We start from the raw sequence: 15337 nt of genomic DNA, 5'->3' as shown, positions 1-15337 counted from the left end.
CGGTCCGGGAGAGGAGCGACGGGTGTCGAACACGTTGGTCGAGCGCAACCGCGAGCTCGCGGAGCGCTCCCACGGACCCGTCCGCCGCATCGTCACCCTGCTGGGGCCCGCGTTCGTCGCGGCGGTCGCCTACGTGGACCCCGGCAACGTCGCCGCGAACCTCACGGCGGGTGCCGAGTACGGATACCTGCTCGTGTGGGTGCTCGTCGTGTCGAACCTCATGGCGGTGCTCATCCAGTACAGCTCCGCGAAGCTGGGCCTGGTGACGGGCCGCTCGATGCCCGAGCTGCTCCGGACCCGGCTGCCGCGGCGCGGCCGGATCGCCTACTGGGCGCAGGCCGAGCTCGTGGCCGCCATGACCGACCTCGCCGAGGTGATCGGCGGCGCCCTCGCGCTGTACCTGCTCTTCGACGTGCCGCTCGTGCTGGGCGGGCTGATCGTCGGCGGCGTGTCGCTGATCCTGCTGCTCGTGCAGAGCCGCCGGGGCCAACGGCACTTCGAGTTCGTCATCATGGGGCTGCTCGCGGTCATCTCGGTCGGGTTCGTCGCGGGGCTCGTGGTGTCGGACCTCGACTGGGGAGGCGCCGCCGGCGGCCTGGTGCCGCGCTTCGACGGCGCGCCCACGGTGCTGCTCGCCGCCTCGATGCTCGGCGCGACCGTGATGCCGCACGTCATCTACCTCCACAGCTCGCTCTCCCGGGACCGCCACGGCGTGGGGCATGACGAGCCGCGTCTGAGGCGCCTGCTCCACGCGACCAAGTGGGACGTCGCCGTCTCGCTCGTGATCGCCGGGTCCGTCAACATCGCGATGCTCCTGCTCGCGGCCGCGAGCCTGCGCGGGGTCTCCGGCACGGACTCGATCGAGGGGGCGCATGCCGCGATCGAGAACGCGCTCGGCCCGGTCATCGCCGCGGTCTTCGCCGTCGGGCTGCTCGCGTCGGGCCTCGCCTCGACCTCGGTCGGCTGCTACGCCGGCGCCGCGATCATGGGCGGCCTCCTGCACCGGCGGATCCCCGTGTGGGTGCGGCGATCGGTCACGCTCATCCCCGCGCTCGTGCTGCTCGGGGCGGGAGCCGACCCCACCTGGGCGCTCGTGATCTCGCAGGTGGTCCTGAGCCTGGGCATCCCGTTCGCCGTGATCCCGCTGGTGCGGCTGACCTCGGACCGTGCGCTCATGGGGGAGCACGTGAGCTCGCGCGCCACGCAGGTGGTCGCGTGGGCCGTGATCGCGCTCATCGTCACGCTCAACGCGGCGCTCCTGGTGCTCACGTTCTCCGGCCGCATCTAGGCACGATGCGCGGCGCGGACGCCGCCGCGAGGCTCACTAGACTCGCCTCATGACCTTGCCGATCCGCCCCGACCTGGCCGGGCTCGAGCCCTATGGCGCTCCGCAGCTCGAGGTCGCCGCGCGCCTCAACGTCAACGAGAACCCGTACGCCCCGCCGAACGCCGTGGTCGACGCGATCGCGTCGGCCGTGCGCAAGGCCGCCGAGGGTCTCAACCGCTACCCGGACCGCGACTTCCTGGGCCTGCGCCAGGACCTGGCCGCCTACCTCGCGGCCGAGAGCCACGTCGACTTCCTCGAGGCGCGCAACCTCTGGGCCGCGAACGGCTCGAACGAGGTCATGCTTCACCTCCACCAGGCCTTCGGCGGCCCCGGCCGCAAGGTCCTGAGCTTCGCGCCGACGTACTCGATGTACCCCGAGTACGCGCGCGACACCATCACCGAGTTCGTGACGCTGCCGCGGCGCGACGACTTCTCGCTCGACATCGACGCGGCGACCGCCGCGATCCGCGACGTCGCGCCCGCCATGGTCATCGTCGCGAGCCCGAACAACCCCACGGGCACCGCGCTGCCGCTCGAGCACGTCCGCGCGCTGGTCGAGACGGCGGCGGAGGTTCCCGGCGGGTGCCTCGTGGTGATCGACGAGGCGTACGCCGAGTTCCGCCGCAAGGGCACGCAGAGCGCGGCGACGCTCATCCCCGAGCACCCCCACCTCGCGGTGAGCCGCACCATGTCGAAGGCGTTCGCGCTCGCGGGCGGCCGGCTCGGCTACCTCGCGGCGCACGAGGAGGTCATCGACGCGCTGCGCATCGTGCGCCTGCCGTACCACCTCAGCGCCGTGACGCAGGCGACCGCGCGGGCGGCGCTCGCGCACCACCGCGACCTCCAGGCCCAGGTGGACGAGATCCGCGCGGAGCGCGACGACACCGTCGCGTGGCTGCGCGAGCGCGGCTTCACGGTCGCCGACACGGACGCGAACTTCGCGCTGTTCGGCCCCTTCGAGGATCGTGAGAAGGTTTTCTCCGGGCTGCTCGCGCGCGGGGTGCTGATCCGCGTCACGGGCCCCGAGGGTTGGCTGCGGGTGTCGATCGGCACGCCGCAGGAGATGGCGCTGTTCCGCAGCGCGTTGCTGGAGGTCACGTCATGAGCCGCACCGGTCGCATCGAGCGCACCACGAGCGAGTCGAGCGTCCTGGTCGAGCTCGACCTCGACGGCGCCGGCCGCACCGAGATCAGCACGGGCGTGCCCTTCTACGACCACATGCTCACGGCGCTCGGCAAGCACTCGCTCATGGACCTGCGCGTGCAGGCGACGGGCGACGTCCACATCGACTCGCACCACACGGTCGAGGACGTGGCGATCTGCATCGGCGAGGCCCTCAAGCAGGCGCTCGGGGACAAGGCCGGCATCTCGCGCTTCGGCGACGCGCTCGTGCCGCTCGACGAGGCGCTCGCGCAGTGCGTCGTCGACGTGTCGGGACGCCCCTACTTCGTGCACGTCGGGGAGCCCGTCGGCCAGGCGACCCACCTCATCGGCGGCAACTTCGCGGGTTCGCTGACCGGCCACGCGCTCGAGTCGATCGCGCACCACGCGGGCATCTGCGTCCACATGCGCGTGCTCGCCGGGCGCGACCCGCACCACATCGTCGAGGCGCAGTTCAAGGCGCTCGCCCGCGCGCTGCGGTTCGCGGTCGCGAAGGACGGGCGCGTCCAGGGCATCCCCTCGACCAAGGGTGCGCTGTGACCGATGTCGCGGTCATCCTGACCCCGATCCCGCGGGCCAGGTTCCTCACCGCCCTGTGCGGCCTGCACAAGGTGGCCGGCACGGTCCTGGAGACCAGCGGCGGTCCCATCGTGGTCCTGGACGATGCGTCGCGCGAGTCGGCGGAACGCGCCGCCCGAGCGCTGTCGGGCTTCCTCAAGGGCACCCCGTTCCTGCTCGCCGAGTCGCGTGCGGGGAACGTGCGGGTCCAGGAGTGGCGCGGGGGTGCGGTCGAGAACGAGCCTCCCGCGGGGCTCGCGCTCGCGGACTCGCCCGGCGTGGTCACCACCATCCTCACGGGCGCCCAGTCCATCGCGCAGGTGGCCGAGACCCACGAGGACAAGGTCCACTCCACCGCGATGGGCCGCGTCGCGGCCTACCGCGAGCTGCTGAGGGAGACCAAGGAACTGCGAAAGGCCCACGGATCGTGACCGCACCGCTCGTCTGCGTCTTCGACTACGGATTCGGCAACGTCCGCTCCGCCACGCGCGCCCTCGAGCACGTGGGCGCGCGCGTGGTCCTCACGAGCGACCGCACCGTCGCGGAGAACGCGGACGGGCTGGTGGTTCCGGGCGTGGGCGCGTTCGAGGCGGTCATGAACGGGCTCAGGCAGGCGCGCGGCGACCAGGTGGTGGGCCGCAGGCTCGCCGGCGGGCGTCCGGTCCTCGGCATCTGCGTCGGCATGCAGGTGATGTTCGAGCGCGGCGTCGAGCACGGCACCGAGACCGCGGGCCTCGACCAGTGGCCCGGGGTGGTCGAGCTGCTGCAGACGTCGGTGGTGCCGAACATGGGGTGGGCGACCGTGGAGCCGCCCGCGCACACGTCGCTGTTCCAGGGTGTCGAGTCCGAGCGCTTCTACTTCGTCCACTCCTACGGCGCACGCGCCTTCCCGCTGGGGACCACCGAGGACACGGGGCGGTTCGCGTCGCCGCTGGTGACGTGGTCGACCGCGGGCGCGGGGGACCGCGCCGACAGGTTCGTCGCGGCGGTCGAGAACGGCCCGCTCTGCGCCACGCAGTTCCACCCCGAGAAGTCGGGCGAGGCCGGCCTCCACCTGCTGCGCAACTGGGTCGCGACGCTCTAGGCGACGGTGCGGCCACGGGGCTGTTAGCCTCGCTTCATCGGGAGCGAGGGGGCCCCTGTGATCTACTCACGTTCGCGGCGCTTCATCTTCCTCAAGACGAGGAAGACCGCCGGCACCAGCATCGAGATCGCGTTGTCGCAGTTCTGCGACTCCGGCGACGTCATCACCCCGATCTCGGGGGATGACGAGGCGCTGAGGGCCGGACTCGGCTATCAGGGTCCGGTCAACGACGCGTTCCCGTTCTCCACGTACGAGCTGCGCGACTGGGGACGGCTGGCGCTCAAAGGTCGCCGCGCGCGGGCCCGCAACCACATGCTCGCGCGCGACGTGCGGAGGCTCGTCGGCCAGGAGGCGTGGGACGAGGCGTTCAAGTTCACCGTCGTCCGCAACCCGTGGGACGTGGTCGTGTCCGGGTACTACTTCAACGGCGATCAGGACGCGGGACTGACCGCCTACCTCGAGAGCGACAACTACCGGAAGCTCGTCAGCAGCGCCGACGTCTACATGATCGACGGCGAGGTCTGCGCGGACCTCGTGGTGCGGTACGAGCAGCTGGGCGAGGGAATGACGGAGGTCTGGGAGCGGCTAGGCGTCTCGGATCCGGGACCGCTGCCGCGCGCGAAGGCGGGCACGCGCAGCGACCGCCGCGCGTATCGCGAGGTGCTCACCGAGGCCCAGGCTGAGGTCATCGCGCGCGATTTCGCGGTCGAGATCGCGGCGCACGGCTACGCGTTCTGACCGTGTCGCGCCCCGGTCCCAGGGCTGTCGCCACGCGCACGGCGCTGCCATGATGGCGCCATGACACGCCTGCTGACCGCCGCGACGGCGGCGTCGCTGGTGGCGCTGCCGCTCACGGGATGCAGCCTCACCGTCGAGATCTGCCGCGACCTCGACGTCACGCTGTCGGACCGCGCGGTGACGGCGGGCGACCCGGTCGCGGTGACCGTCGACACGGTGACCGTGAGCTGCGCGGACCGCGGGGACCAGCCTGCGCCCGATCTCGAGGGGCCGGCGCTGATCTTCCTGCTCGAGCCCGGCTCGGGGCTCATCGCATCCTCGGTCGGGGTGCCGCTCGACGAGGACGGCCACGGCGTTGCGACGCTCGAGACGAGCGCCGCCATGGTGGCGGGCTCCTACGACGTGGTCCTCGGTGGATTCGTCGACGAGGGCACCAGCCTCGGCCGGCTCGAGGTCAGCGCGCCCTGAGGTGCGACGCACGGCGCGCTCGCGCGCGCCGGACGGGTAGCCTGGAGGCCGCCGCATCGGCCCCCATCACGCTGTACTGCCACGAAAGCGAGACCATGACCGAGACCTCCCGCCTCGAGCTCCTGCCCGCCGTCGACGTCGCCGACGGCCAGGCCGTCCGCCTCACGCAGGGCGAGGCGGGCTCGGAGACCGGCTACGGCGACCCGCTCGCCGCGGCGCAGGACTGGGTCGCCGGCGGCGCCGAGTGGATCCACCTGGTGGACCTCGACGCGGCGTTCGGGCGCGGCTCCAACGCGGAGCTGCTCGCGAGCGTGGTCAAGGCGGTCGACGTCAAGGTCGAGATGAGCGGCGGCATCCGCGACGACGCGTCGCTCGAGCGCGCCCTCGCGACCGGCTGCGCGCGGGTCAACCTGGGCACGGCCGCGCTCGAGGACCCCGAGTGGACCGCGCGTGCGATCGACCGCCACGGCGACCGGATCGCGGTGGGCCTCGACGTGCGCGGCACCACGCTCGCCGGCCGGGGCTGGACCCGCGAGGGCGGCGACCTGTGGGAGGTGCTCGCGCGCCTCGACGCCGCGGGCTGCGCCCGCTACGTGGTGACCGACGTGAAGAAGGACGGCATGCTCTCCGGCCCCAACCTCGAGCTGCTCACGCAGGTGTGCGAGGCGACCGACGCCCCCGTGGTCGCGAGCGGAGGCATCAGCTCGCTCGACGACATCGCCGCGCTGCGCACCCTCACGGGTGCCGGCATCGAGGGTGCGATCGTCGGCAAGGCCCTCTACAACGGCAACTTCACGCTCCCGCAGGCGCTCGACATCGCCGGTCGCCCCTGACCCCAACGCTTCCAGCGTCCCGCGCGTCTAGCCTGGGAGCGAAGGGGTGGACGATGCGCGGATGGGCGACGGTGGCGATGCTGACGGCCGTGGTGCTCGCCGCGTGCGCGCCGCCTTCCGACGTGGGCGACACCCAGCCCACGACGGACGCCACGCCGCGGTGCGCCGAGACGCTCACGCCCGCGACCGGGCCCGTCGAACCGGCGGCAGGTGCTCCCGAGATCGGCGAGCTCACCGCCGCGTGGGTGTGCGTGTACTCCATAGGCGAGGAGTGGACGCTCGCCGAGGGCCCCGCAGCGATCGAGGACCTCGACGGCGTGCGTGCGCTCGTCGACACGCTCGAGCCTGCCGACCTGAACCAGGCATGCACCATGGAGCTGGGCCCCGAGTACGTGCTGCACCTGGTGGAGGACCAGCGGCACCTCCGGATCGTCATCGACGACTACGGCTGCCGGTGGGCGCGGATGGGGGACTCGTCGGAGATCCTCACGGGATCGGACTCGTTCCTCGCGGACCTCACGGCGCTCGCGGGTCTCTGACGCGTCGCACCCTGGCCCTAGGCTGGGAGCCATGAGCGACGACGAGCCCCGCAAGGAGATCCCCGAGTCGATCTTCGCCGACGACGACGGCAGCGCGGACGCGCAGCTCGCGCAGGCGCTCATCCGCTACTCGCGCGGCAAGGGACCGCTGACCGACGTGGTCGACGCGCTCGCCTACGCGCGCGTGCTCATCCCCGTGGTCGCGTCCGGCGAGAAGCGCGTGGTCGGGCGCCACGGGCTCGAGCAGGACGAGGTCGCGTCGACGGGCGTGGTCGCGGTCGAGATGCCGGACGGGCGCAGCGCGCTGCCCGTCTTCACCGACGTCGACGCGGTCAAGGCCTGGAGCGACACGGCCCGTCCCATCCCCGCCGAGGGCCCGCGGGCCGCGCTCGCCGCGGTCGCCGAGGGCTGGAGCGCGCTCGTGGTCAACCCCGCCATGGAGACCGTGCTCATCCCGAGGCCCGCCGTGTGGGCGCTCGGTCAGGGCGAGCCCTGGCGGCCCGCGGTGGCCGACGGCGCGGTGGTGCCCGAGGTGCGCGACGCGATCGTCGAGGCGGTCGAGCTCGGGGACGCGCTCACGAGCGTCGACGCGGTCCCCGGCCGCGGCGCCGAGGTGGCTGTGGTCCTCGGCCTGGTCGCGGGCCTCACACGGCCCGAGGTGGATCAGATCGTCGAACGCGTCCAGGGTCAGCTCGCCCGGTCGGCCGTGGTCGCGCAGCGCGTCGACAGCCTCGAGCTGAGGCTCTCCCAGGCCTGACGCGTCCTCAGCAGGACGCGTCCACCCGGGTGCGTTCCGCATCGTCCGCGAGGAAGGCCTGGAGGCGGGGGAGCGCCACCGCGCCGGCGAACGCCTCCAGGTCGGAGGAGAACAGCACGCCCACCACGTCGCCCGCGGCGTCGACCACCGGCGATCCCGAGTTGCCCTCCTGCGCGAGCATGCGGACGAAGTAGATCTGCGCGCCGTCGGGGTCGAGCTCGTTGACCCGTCGCTCCACGAAGGGCCCCGACACCGAGGCGAGCGGCCCTCCGAGGGCGAAGCCGGCGGCGGTGAGCTCGTCGCCCGGGTCGGGCTCGTCCGCGGCGACCGTGCCCCTCGCGGGGAACTCACCGTCGATGGTGATGAGAGCGAGGTCGTCGCTCTCGGAGTACTCCGCGACAGTGCCGTGGTAGGCGTTGCCCTGGTAGTCGGTGAGCTCGATGACCGTCGCGTCCTCGATCACGTGGCGGTTGGTGACCGCGTGCGTGCGGTCGAGCATCCACGCGGAGCCGTTGCGGTAGGCCGTGCACGTGCGCGCCCACACGCGCAGCGCGATGCGCTCCGCGTGCGTGAACCCGTCCTCGCCGGACGATGCGACGGTCGCCCCCACAGGTGCGGGCGTCGCATAGGGCGGAGGGCCGAGCGGGGCGCAGGCCGCGAGGAGCAGCGCGAGCGCCGCGGCGACGGCGACCGCGGCGCGGCGGTCACCCATGGGAGGCCTGGAAGGCGTCGTACGCGTCCTCGACCTCGGCGCAGTAGTCGAGGATCGACCGCTCGGACTCGTCGATGCTCGACGCGACGTAGCGGTCGGCGTGGCGCAGCACCTCGAAGTGGTCGGCCTGCGCCTCGACGCAGCGCGCGTAGGCGTCGACGATGTCCTCGAGCTCCTCGACCAGCTCGGTGCCCTGGGCCCCCGCGTTGACCGCGGCCGAGTACTCCTCCTTGAGGGCGGCGAGCTGCCGCTCGCTCTCCTCGAGTGAGGCGATCCGGGCGCTGTCCGCGGATACCTGCCCCGTGAGCACCTCGACCCGGTCGCGCAGCTGGGCGTTCTGGTCCTCCCACAGGTGGCGCGACGTCGCGAGCAGCGCGACCGCCACGCCGAGGCCCACGACCACGACGAGCGACAGCGCGAGCGCGACGACGAGGCCGCGGCGCGGGCGCTGCCGGGTCTCGCGCGGGGGTGCGGCGGGCGTGGGCGCGCCGTCCGCCTCCGGGGCGTCGGTCTCGGGTTCGCTCACATCGATCCCAGGTGCTGCGACGCGGTCGCGCAGCTCGCCTCGGGAACGAACAGCGACTCCTCCCGCAGCAGGGTGTTGAGCGTCGAGATGGGCACGATGAAGCTCTGGTTCGAGTAGTTCTTCGCGTAGATGACGCCCACCACCCGACCGTCCTCGTCGAGCACCGGAGAGCCGGAGGACCCCTGCTCGACGCTCGCGCTGGTCGCGAGCACCGTGCCGACGGCGCCTCCGAGCGGGTCGGTGGTGGGGCCGAGCACCACGCCCGCGGTGCTGGTGAGGCGCCCGCCGTTCGGGTACCCGACCACGGTGATGACGTCGCCCTCGGCGGGATCCTCGTGCGCGCGGAACGCGTATGCCGAACCGAGCGACTCCTCCGTGGTGATGATGGCGATGTCCGCGACGGTGGTGGTCGAGGCCGCGGTCGCGGCGATCGACCGGCCGTCGTAGGTGGTGACGGTGATGCGCTTGGCATCCGCGACCACGTGGCGGTTGGTCACCAGCGTGTGCGAGTCGAGCGCGAAGCCGGTGCCGGTCGCGATGAAGCCGCACCCGACGTTGCGGACGCGCACCGTCATGCGCTGCGCCGCGGAGAAGCCGTCCGGGGAGAGCGCGCCCGCGCCGTCGCCGGGCGAGGCGGTCGGCTCAGGGATGAAGTCGTCGGGCAGCGCACCGGGCGCTTGCGGCAGCGAGGCGCAGCCCGCGAGCGCGAGCGCGAGCACGCCGGCGAGCAGGCCGCTCGCGGCGCGGGTCCGCATCACGGCGCCACCGAGATCTGGAACGCGACGTTCGCGTCGGACGCGGCCGTGCACAGCGCATCGACGCTGTCGGCGAAGCTCGCGATCTCCTTGGGCTTGTAGTCGTCGGGGGAGCGCAGGTAGTCCGCGAGCTGCTCGTGGCCCTCGATGCAGCGGCTGAGCGAGCTCGCGACGGAGGTGGCGTTGGTGATGACAGTCTCCAGCGCGGCGATCTCCTCCTGCGCGAAGGCCGCGTCGTCACCCCACTGGGCGTTCTCCGCCTGGAGGCGGCTGACCGTGTCCTTGGAGGCGTTGAGCTGCTGCGTGACCAGGTCGAGCTGCGACTGGGTCGTGGCGAGGCTGTCCCGCTCCGCGGCGACCTGCTCGCCGAGCTCGTAGCTGGTGTCCGTCATCTCGGCCACCTGGGCCTCCCAGGCCTCCGAGACCCGCCACAGGTATGCGATGAGCGCGGACGCCCCGAGGAGGAGCACCGTCATGAGAGCGAGGGTCACGATGAGCGCCGCGGGTCGGCTGCGGTGCACCACCACCTGCGGCTCGGGCGCGGCGTCCGCGGTGGGCTCGGGGACCACCGGGTCGGCCGCATCGTCCTCCCCGAAGGGGTGCGCGGCGTCGACCACGGCGGCGCGCACGACCGGGATCTCGTCGGTGTCGATGCGGTCGTGCGCCGAGGGCTCCGTCACGGGAGGGAACGGGGAGAGGCGGGCCCGGGCAGTCACCGAGACCCGCGCAGGCGCGTCGGTCTCACGTGCGTCGGCCGCCGGCCGGCTCTGCTCCCCAAGAGTCACTACGTGACCGCCCCCGTGTACTTCTCGCCGGGCCCGTCTCCGGGCCGGTCCGGGACGGCCGAGGCCTCCCGGAATGCCAACTGTACGCTCCGCAGCCCATCCCTCAGCGCCCGCGCGTGCGTGTCACCGAGGTCGGGTGCGGCGGCGGTGACGAGACCGGCGAGCGCGTTGATGAGCGTGCGCGCCTCGTCGAGGTCCGTGAGGTCCTCGCCGTCCTCCGCCAGGCCGCACCGAAGCGCGGCCGCACTGAGAAGATGAACGCTCACCGTCGTGATAAGTTCCACGGCGCCCACGTCAGCGAGGTCGCGAGCGGCGTCGTCGGACGTGCCCGCGGGCGCGCCGGGACCTGGTTCCTGGTCTTTCTGGCTCATGGTTGCTATTCTTGTCCATCGACCGGTTGCGGCATGCGCTGCAACACGCAAGTGGAGTCCACTCCCACCCGAGGACCATAGGGGCCTGGGTATCGGTTTCGGTGTCAGGCGCCTCGCGTGCCAGGGCATCGGCGCTGTGGTGGCCTCTGCTCGCATTCGGGCAGGGGCCTTTCCTCGTTTCCGGGGAGGGGACGCGGCCCGCGGTCGGTAGACGACAGCAACGAGAAGGAGCCGCTATCAACGAGCCGCGCATCAACGAGCGCATCCGTGTCCCCGAGGTCCGCCTGGTCGGTCCGAAGGGCGAGCAGGTCGGCATCGTCCGTATCGAGGATGCCCTCCGTCTGGCGCAGGACGCCGAGCTCGACCTGGTCGAGGTGGCGCCCAACTCGCGTCCTCCCGTCGTCAAGCTCATGGACTACGGCAAGTTCAAGTACGAGGCGGCCGTCAAGGCTCGTGAGGCCCGGCGCAACCAGGCCAACACCGAGATCAAGGAGATGCGCTTCCGCCTCAAGATCGACGGACACGATTACGAGACCAAGAAGGGCCACGTCATCCGCTTCCTCAAGGGCGGCGACAAGGTCAAGGTCACCATCATGTTCCGCGGTCGCGAGCAGTCCCGCCCCGAGATGGGCCGCCGCCTGCTGATGAAGCTGGCGGAGGAGCTCCAGGAGTACGGCGTGGTCGAGAATGCGCCGAGCCACGAGGGGCGCAACATGTCGCTCGTCCTGGGCCCGCTGAAGAAGAAGGCGGAGGCCAAGGAGGAGCAGCGGAAGGTGCGCGAGGAGCGCAAGGCCGCCGAGGCGGCCGCGCGCGACGAGCGCAAGGCGCCCAGGGGTGCCGAGGTGGCCCCCGAGGTCGCCGAGGGGACCGAGGAGGTCGCCACGGAGGTCGAGGAGTCGGCCGCCGAGTAGCCGTCGCGAGACGCACGCAGGCTTCGGGCGCAGGTCGCCCGTGAAACGTGCTGGGTTCCACCGGTCCCAGCCAGACCTAGAAGGAGAGGCAGCAATGCCCAAGAACAAGACCCACTCGGGTGCCAAGAAGCGCTTCAAGCTGACCGGCACCGGCAAGGTGAAGCACGCCCACGCCATGAACGTGCACAAGTTCGAGGAGAAGCACTCGTCGCGCAAGCGTCGTGTGGCCGTGGACGCGATCCTGTCGGACGCGGACTCGAAGAAGATCAAGAAGCTGCTGGGCAAGTAAGCCCGTACCGAAAGCCCAAGGAGACTAAGAAATGGCACGCGTCAAGCGGGCGGTCAACGCCCAGAAGAAGCGCCGGACTACCCTCGAGCGCGCTGCGGGTTACCGTGGCCAGCGTTCGCGCCTCTACCGGAAGGCGAAGGAGCAGGTCACCCACTCCCTCGTCTACTCGTACAACGACCGTCGCAAGCGCAAGGGCGACTTCCGCAAGCTGTGGATCCAGCGCATCAACGCGGCTGCCCGTGCGAACGGCATCACCTACAACCGCTTCATCCAGGGCCTCAAGGCCGCTGGCATCGAGGTGGACCGCCGCATGCTCGCCGAGCTCGCGGTGAACGACGAGGCCGCGTTCGCGACCCTCGTCGAGACGGCGAAGAAGGCCCTCCCGGCCGACGTCAACGCGCCCGCCGCGTAAGGCGCCGTCTCCATGACAGGACGCCCCGCCGGGCCTGCAGACCTCTCCGTGTCGCTCTCGAACCCGAGGGCCGAGCGCGTGAAGAGAGTCGCGGCCCTGGCGGGGCGTTCTGCGCGTTCCCGCGCCGGCGTGCTGCTGGTCGAGGGGCCGCAGGCGGTGCGCGAGGCCGTGCGGTTCGCCGCCGACCGCGTGCATGACGTCTACCTCACGCCCGACGCCTCGGCGCGCCACCCCGAGATCGCCGCCGAGGCGCTCGCCGCCGACCTGTACGTGCACCTCGGCACCGACCAGGTGCTCGAGGCGATGAGCGCCGACGCGCAGGGCGTGGTCGCGGTGCTCGGGTCCAGCGGCACCTCGCTGGACGATGCGCTGGCGGGCGGGCCGCGGCTGGTCGCCGTGCTCTCGAACGTGCGCGACCCCGGCAACGCCGGCACCGTGATCCGCGCGGCCGATGCCGCGGGCGCCGACGCCGTCATCCTCGCCGGCGAGGCAGTGGACCCCGGCAACCCCAAGGTGATCCGCTCGACCGCGGGCAGCCTGTTCCATCTCCCGGTCGCGCGCGCGCCGCTCGCCGACGCGGTCGAGGCCCTGCACGCCGCCGGGCTCACCGTGCTCGCCGCGGACGGCTCGGGCGAGGACCTGCTGGGCGACGCCTCGGCGGGCTCCGGAGCGGGCGGCGCCGCGTCGCTCGCCGGGCCCACCGCGTGGGTGTTCGGCAACGAGGCCTGGGGCCTGCGCCCCGAGGAGCTCGCGCTCGCCGATGCGGTGGTGCGGATCCCGATCCACGGCCACGCCGAGAGCCTCAACCTCGGCACGGCGGCGGCGGTGTGCCTCTACGCGTCCGCCACCGCGCAGCGCGCCTGACGGCTGTCGGGCGCTCGCACGGGCGCGAGTGTGGCGAAGACCACGCCCGGATCGGTGAACCCGGCGTCCCAGGTAGCCGATAGTGGAATGGTGACCCGACTGATCCGACGCAGAAGGACGCCCCGCGCGCGGGGCGTCGCCGTCGGCATCACTCTCGTGTCCGCGGTGCTCGTCGCGCTCGTCGGGACCGCGGTGGTCAACGCCTACGTCGCGGAGCGCACGCTCCAGGCCGCGACTGAGGACACGTACACGTACGTCGGCGACCTCATGGCCGAGCGGGTGTCCGGCGTGGCCGACGCCGTCGCCGACGTGGTGGTGGGGACCGTCGCCGAGATCGAGCGGCACGGCGACGCGCTCGACGGGGAGCTGTTCCTCGACGCCATGGTGACGCAGCTCGACCGCGAGCCGGCCGCCGGCTCGATCTTCGTCGCGGACCCCGACGGTCGCGTCATGCTGCTCGCACCGTTCGACGACGGCTACGTGACGCTCGAGGTCACGCCCATCGCCGGCAACCGGACCCACGTGGTGCGGACCGAGTACGACGCGGATCTCGAGGTGATCACCGCGCGCGAGGCGGACGACGACTACACGGTCACGGACCGCACCTGGTTCCGCGCCGGCCTCGAGGCGGATGAGCTGGTCTGGTCCGATCCGTACATCTCGGTGCGCACCGGCGAGGTCGCGGTCTCGCCCGTGCTCGCCGCACGCGTCGACGGCGAGGTGGTCGCGATCGTCGGAGCCGACCTGGACCTCGACCTGCTCGGCGGCCTGCTCGAGGACATCCCGCTGGGCGGCGACGCGCGCGCGTTCATCCTCGCCTCCGACGGGAGCGTCATCGCCGCGCCCGCCGGCGCGCGAGACGACGTGCGCCGCGCGCTCGACGCCGGCATGACGGTCCCCGACGCGGCGGACCTCGGGCTGCCCCAGGGCACGCTCGTGCCGCATGCACCCGAGGACGGCACACCGCCGGCATCACCGCCTCCGGAGGCCGCCGGCGAGGGCTCCGCTCCGCCGGACGTGTCGAACAACGTCGTGGTCGAGCGCGCCATGGACCCCGACACCGGGATCGACTGGGTGCTGCACCTCGACGCCGACCCGGCGGCGCTCGCGCCCGCGGTGTCGAGCATGAAGCGCGTCACGATGGTGGTGACCGGCGTCTCGATCGCGCTCGTCGTCGCGGCGGCGCTCATCGCGCTGCGCCTGTACCGGCCGCTGCGCATGATGCGCCAGCGTGCGGAGACCGATGCGCTCACGCGCCTCGCGAACCGCTACGACTTCCAGCGCCGCGGACGCGCGATCCTGCGCGCGGCGCAGGCGGGCGGGGACGACGCGCTCATGGTGCTGTTCGACCTCGACGGGCTCAAGCGCGCCAACGACGAGTTCGGGCACGATGCGGGCGACACGGTCCTCGCGGCCGTCGGCGACGCGCTGCGCGAGTCCGTGAGGTCGCGGGACATGGCGGCGCGCATCGGCGGCGACGAGTTCGCCGCGATCATCACCCTGCGCGACGGCGCCCAGCCCGTCGACATCGCGAGGCGCCTGCGCGACAACGTCGCGCGCGTCGTGTCACGCTCGTGCGCGGCGGGCGCCCAGGTTGGTGTGACGGCCGGCTTCGCGGTCGCGTCGGAGGCGGGCTTCGACCTGCGGCCCCTGCAGTCCGCCGCCGATCAGGCGCTGGTCGCGGGCAAGAAGGTGCACAAGGGGCGTACCTACGCGCCGGGCCACGAGCAGGGCCCGGGGCCGCAGGTGCCGGCTGGTAGTGTCCCCCTCGACTGAGGAGGCCCCATGGACACCACACGCCGGCTCGACATCCCGGGAGCACGCGGCAAGGTCGAGGTCGACGGGGTGCTCGGGCTGCTCTACAAGGTCCGCATCGACGGCACCGTGGTGAAGCGCACGCGAGGCGCGTGGGCCGTGCCGATGCGCAACGGGTCCACGGGTCGCCTCACGGCGAACGGCGTGATCCCGGGCTTCCAGACCCTGCGCTTCCAGGGCGAGCCGATCCTCACGATGGGCGCGCACGTCGAGCCCGCCGCGAAGGTGGCGATGTTCGCGCCGCTGCTGCTCATCGCCTTCTCGTTCGTGGGAGCGATGCTCGCCGTGGTGATGTTCCTCACCAACGTGCTGCTGGTGAAGAACCCCCAGGTTCCGGCGCCGCTGCGCATCGCGCTGCCGGTGATCAACACCGCGGTGATGGCCGCCGTGCTCGCCCTCATCGGCGTGCCGAGCCTGCTCTTCTAGGAGCCC

At 72.3% G+C, this 15337-nt stretch carries 21 protein-coding genes; 16 read left to right on the top strand and 5 right to left on the bottom strand.

All coding sequences use genetic code 11. The features are described from left to right. Positions 1 to 22 precede the first annotated feature (22 nt). From AOM09_RS03830 to AOM09_RS03785, 10 genes are all read left to right on the top strand, one after another. Positions 23 to 1288 carry an Nramp family divalent metal transporter gene (locus tag AOM09_RS03830; protein WP_082098815.1) on the top strand — a complete coding sequence of 422 codons (1266 nt, stop codon included), beginning with the start codon at positions 23 to 25 and terminating at the stop codon, positions 1286 to 1288. Positions 1289 to 1337: 49 nt separating this feature from the next. Next, positions 1338 to 2432, top strand: coding sequence for a histidinol-phosphate transaminase (locus AOM09_RS03825; protein ID WP_062384652.1), 1095 nt, complete (start codon positions 1338 to 1340; stop codon positions 2430 to 2432). After that, on the top strand, positions 2429 to 3028 hold the full coding sequence (hisB, locus tag AOM09_RS03820; protein ID WP_062384649.1) for an imidazoleglycerol-phosphate dehydratase HisB: 600 nt from the start codon (positions 2429 to 2431) through the stop codon (positions 3026 to 3028). The genes AOM09_RS03825 and hisB overlap by 4 nt, the downstream gene beginning before the upstream one ends. Further along, on the top strand, positions 3025 to 3477 hold the full coding sequence (locus AOM09_RS03815; protein WP_062384646.1) for a hypothetical protein: 453 nt from the start codon (positions 3025 to 3027) through the stop codon (positions 3475 to 3477). The genes hisB and AOM09_RS03815 overlap by 4 nt, the downstream gene beginning before the upstream one ends. Further along, a complete protein-coding gene (gene hisH, locus AOM09_RS03810; protein ID WP_062384643.1) occupies positions 3474 to 4130 on the top strand; it encodes an imidazole glycerol phosphate synthase subunit HisH in 657 nt (218 codons plus the stop codon). Before AOM09_RS03815 ends, hisH begins: the two co-directional genes overlap by 4 nt. 57 nt (positions 4131 to 4187) lie before the next feature. Further along, positions 4188 to 4868: a hypothetical protein gene (locus tag AOM09_RS03805; RefSeq protein ID WP_062384641.1), complete on the top strand. Its 681-nt coding sequence runs from the start codon at positions 4188 to 4190 to the stop codon at positions 4866 to 4868. Positions 4869 to 4928: 60 nt separating this feature from the next. Next, positions 4929 to 5336: a hypothetical protein gene (locus AOM09_RS03800; RefSeq protein WP_062384638.1), complete on the top strand. Its 408-nt coding sequence runs from the start codon at positions 4929 to 4931 to the stop codon at positions 5334 to 5336. A 95-nt stretch (positions 5337 to 5431) separates the two neighbouring features. Continuing rightward, positions 5432 to 6169: a bifunctional 1-(5-phosphoribosyl)-5-((5-phosphoribosylamino)methylideneamino)imidazole-4-carboxamide isomerase/phosphoribosylanthranilate isomerase PriA gene (gene priA, locus AOM09_RS03795; RefSeq protein WP_062384635.1), complete on the top strand. Its 738-nt coding sequence runs from the start codon at positions 5432 to 5434 to the stop codon at positions 6167 to 6169. Between the two features lie 53 nt (positions 6170 to 6222). After that, complete coding sequence (locus AOM09_RS03790; RefSeq protein WP_062384632.1) at positions 6223 to 6708, top strand: hypothetical protein; 486 nt, start codon at positions 6223 to 6225, stop codon at positions 6706 to 6708. 31 nt (positions 6709 to 6739) lie between these two features. Beyond that, complete coding sequence (locus tag AOM09_RS03785; protein ID WP_062384628.1) at positions 6740 to 7465, top strand: SseB family protein; 726 nt, start codon at positions 6740 to 6742, stop codon at positions 7463 to 7465. A gap of 7 nt (positions 7466 to 7472) precedes the next feature. Here the strand turns inward: AOM09_RS03785 and AOM09_RS03780 are convergent, their stop codons facing one another. From AOM09_RS03780 to AOM09_RS03760, 5 genes are all read right to left on the bottom strand, one after another. Next, entirely contained in the window at positions 7473 to 8177 is a 705-nt protein-coding gene (locus tag AOM09_RS03780; protein ID WP_062384626.1) for a S1 family peptidase, read from the bottom strand. Continuing rightward, positions 8170 to 8703, bottom strand: a complete 534-nt coding sequence (locus tag AOM09_RS03775; protein WP_062384623.1) for a hypothetical protein — start codon at positions 8701 to 8703, stop codon at positions 8170 to 8172. The genes AOM09_RS03780 and AOM09_RS03775 overlap by 8 nt, the downstream gene beginning before the upstream one ends. Further along, on the bottom strand, positions 8700 to 9458 hold the full coding sequence (locus AOM09_RS03770; RefSeq protein ID WP_062384620.1) for a S1C family serine protease: 759 nt from the start codon (positions 9456 to 9458) through the stop codon (positions 8700 to 8702). The genes AOM09_RS03775 and AOM09_RS03770 overlap by 4 nt, the downstream gene beginning before the upstream one ends. After that, positions 9458 to 10138, bottom strand: coding sequence for a hypothetical protein (locus AOM09_RS03765; protein WP_062384618.1), 681 nt, complete (start codon positions 10136 to 10138; stop codon positions 9458 to 9460). Before AOM09_RS03765 ends, AOM09_RS03770 begins: the two co-directional genes overlap by 1 nt. Before the next feature lie 104 nt (positions 10139 to 10242). Continuing rightward, the gene (locus AOM09_RS03760; RefSeq protein WP_062384614.1) at positions 10243 to 10614 is read right to left on the bottom strand and encodes a DUF1844 domain-containing protein; all 372 of its coding nucleotides are present in this window, start codon (positions 10612 to 10614) and stop codon (positions 10243 to 10245) included. A gap of 236 nt (positions 10615 to 10850) precedes the next feature. Here AOM09_RS03760 and infC point away from each other — a divergent pair, with 236 nt between their 5' ends. The 6 genes from infC to AOM09_RS03730 all read left to right on the top strand — a co-directional run bounded on the left by infC (position 10851) and on the right by AOM09_RS03730 (position 15331). Next, positions 10851 to 11525 carry a translation initiation factor IF-3 gene (gene infC / locus AOM09_RS03755; RefSeq protein ID WP_062385227.1) on the top strand — a complete coding sequence of 225 codons (675 nt, stop codon included), beginning with the start codon at positions 10851 to 10853 and terminating at the stop codon, positions 11523 to 11525. 94 nt (positions 11526 to 11619) lie between these two features. Beyond that, a complete protein-coding gene (gene rpmI / locus AOM09_RS03750; protein WP_062384610.1) occupies positions 11620 to 11814 on the top strand; it encodes a 50S ribosomal protein L35 in 195 nt (64 codons plus the stop codon). Between the two features lie 31 nt (positions 11815 to 11845). Next, positions 11846 to 12226, top strand: coding sequence for a 50S ribosomal protein L20 (gene rplT, locus AOM09_RS03745; protein WP_062294445.1), 381 nt, complete (start codon positions 11846 to 11848; stop codon positions 12224 to 12226). A gap of 12 nt (positions 12227 to 12238) precedes the next feature. Continuing rightward, a complete protein-coding gene (locus tag AOM09_RS03740) occupies positions 12239 to 13090 on the top strand; it encodes a TrmH family RNA methyltransferase (protein WP_062384606.1) in 852 nt (283 codons plus the stop codon). 90 nt (positions 13091 to 13180) lie between these two features. Continuing rightward, positions 13181 to 14866, top strand: coding sequence for a diguanylate cyclase (locus AOM09_RS03735; RefSeq protein WP_169747609.1), 1686 nt, complete (start codon positions 13181 to 13183; stop codon positions 14864 to 14866). A gap of 9 nt (positions 14867 to 14875) precedes the next feature. Further along, positions 14876 to 15331, top strand: coding sequence for a hypothetical protein (locus tag AOM09_RS03730; protein ID WP_062384600.1), 456 nt, complete (start codon positions 14876 to 14878; stop codon positions 15329 to 15331). Positions 15332 to 15337 lie beyond the last annotated feature (6 nt).

Source organism: Demequina iriomotensis, from assembly GCF_000971395.1.
In the GTDB taxonomy this organism is placed as follows: domain Bacteria; phylum Actinomycetota; class Actinomycetes; order Actinomycetales; family Demequinaceae; genus Demequina; species Demequina iriomotensis.
This window is presented reverse-complemented; position numbering and strand designations above follow the sequence as displayed.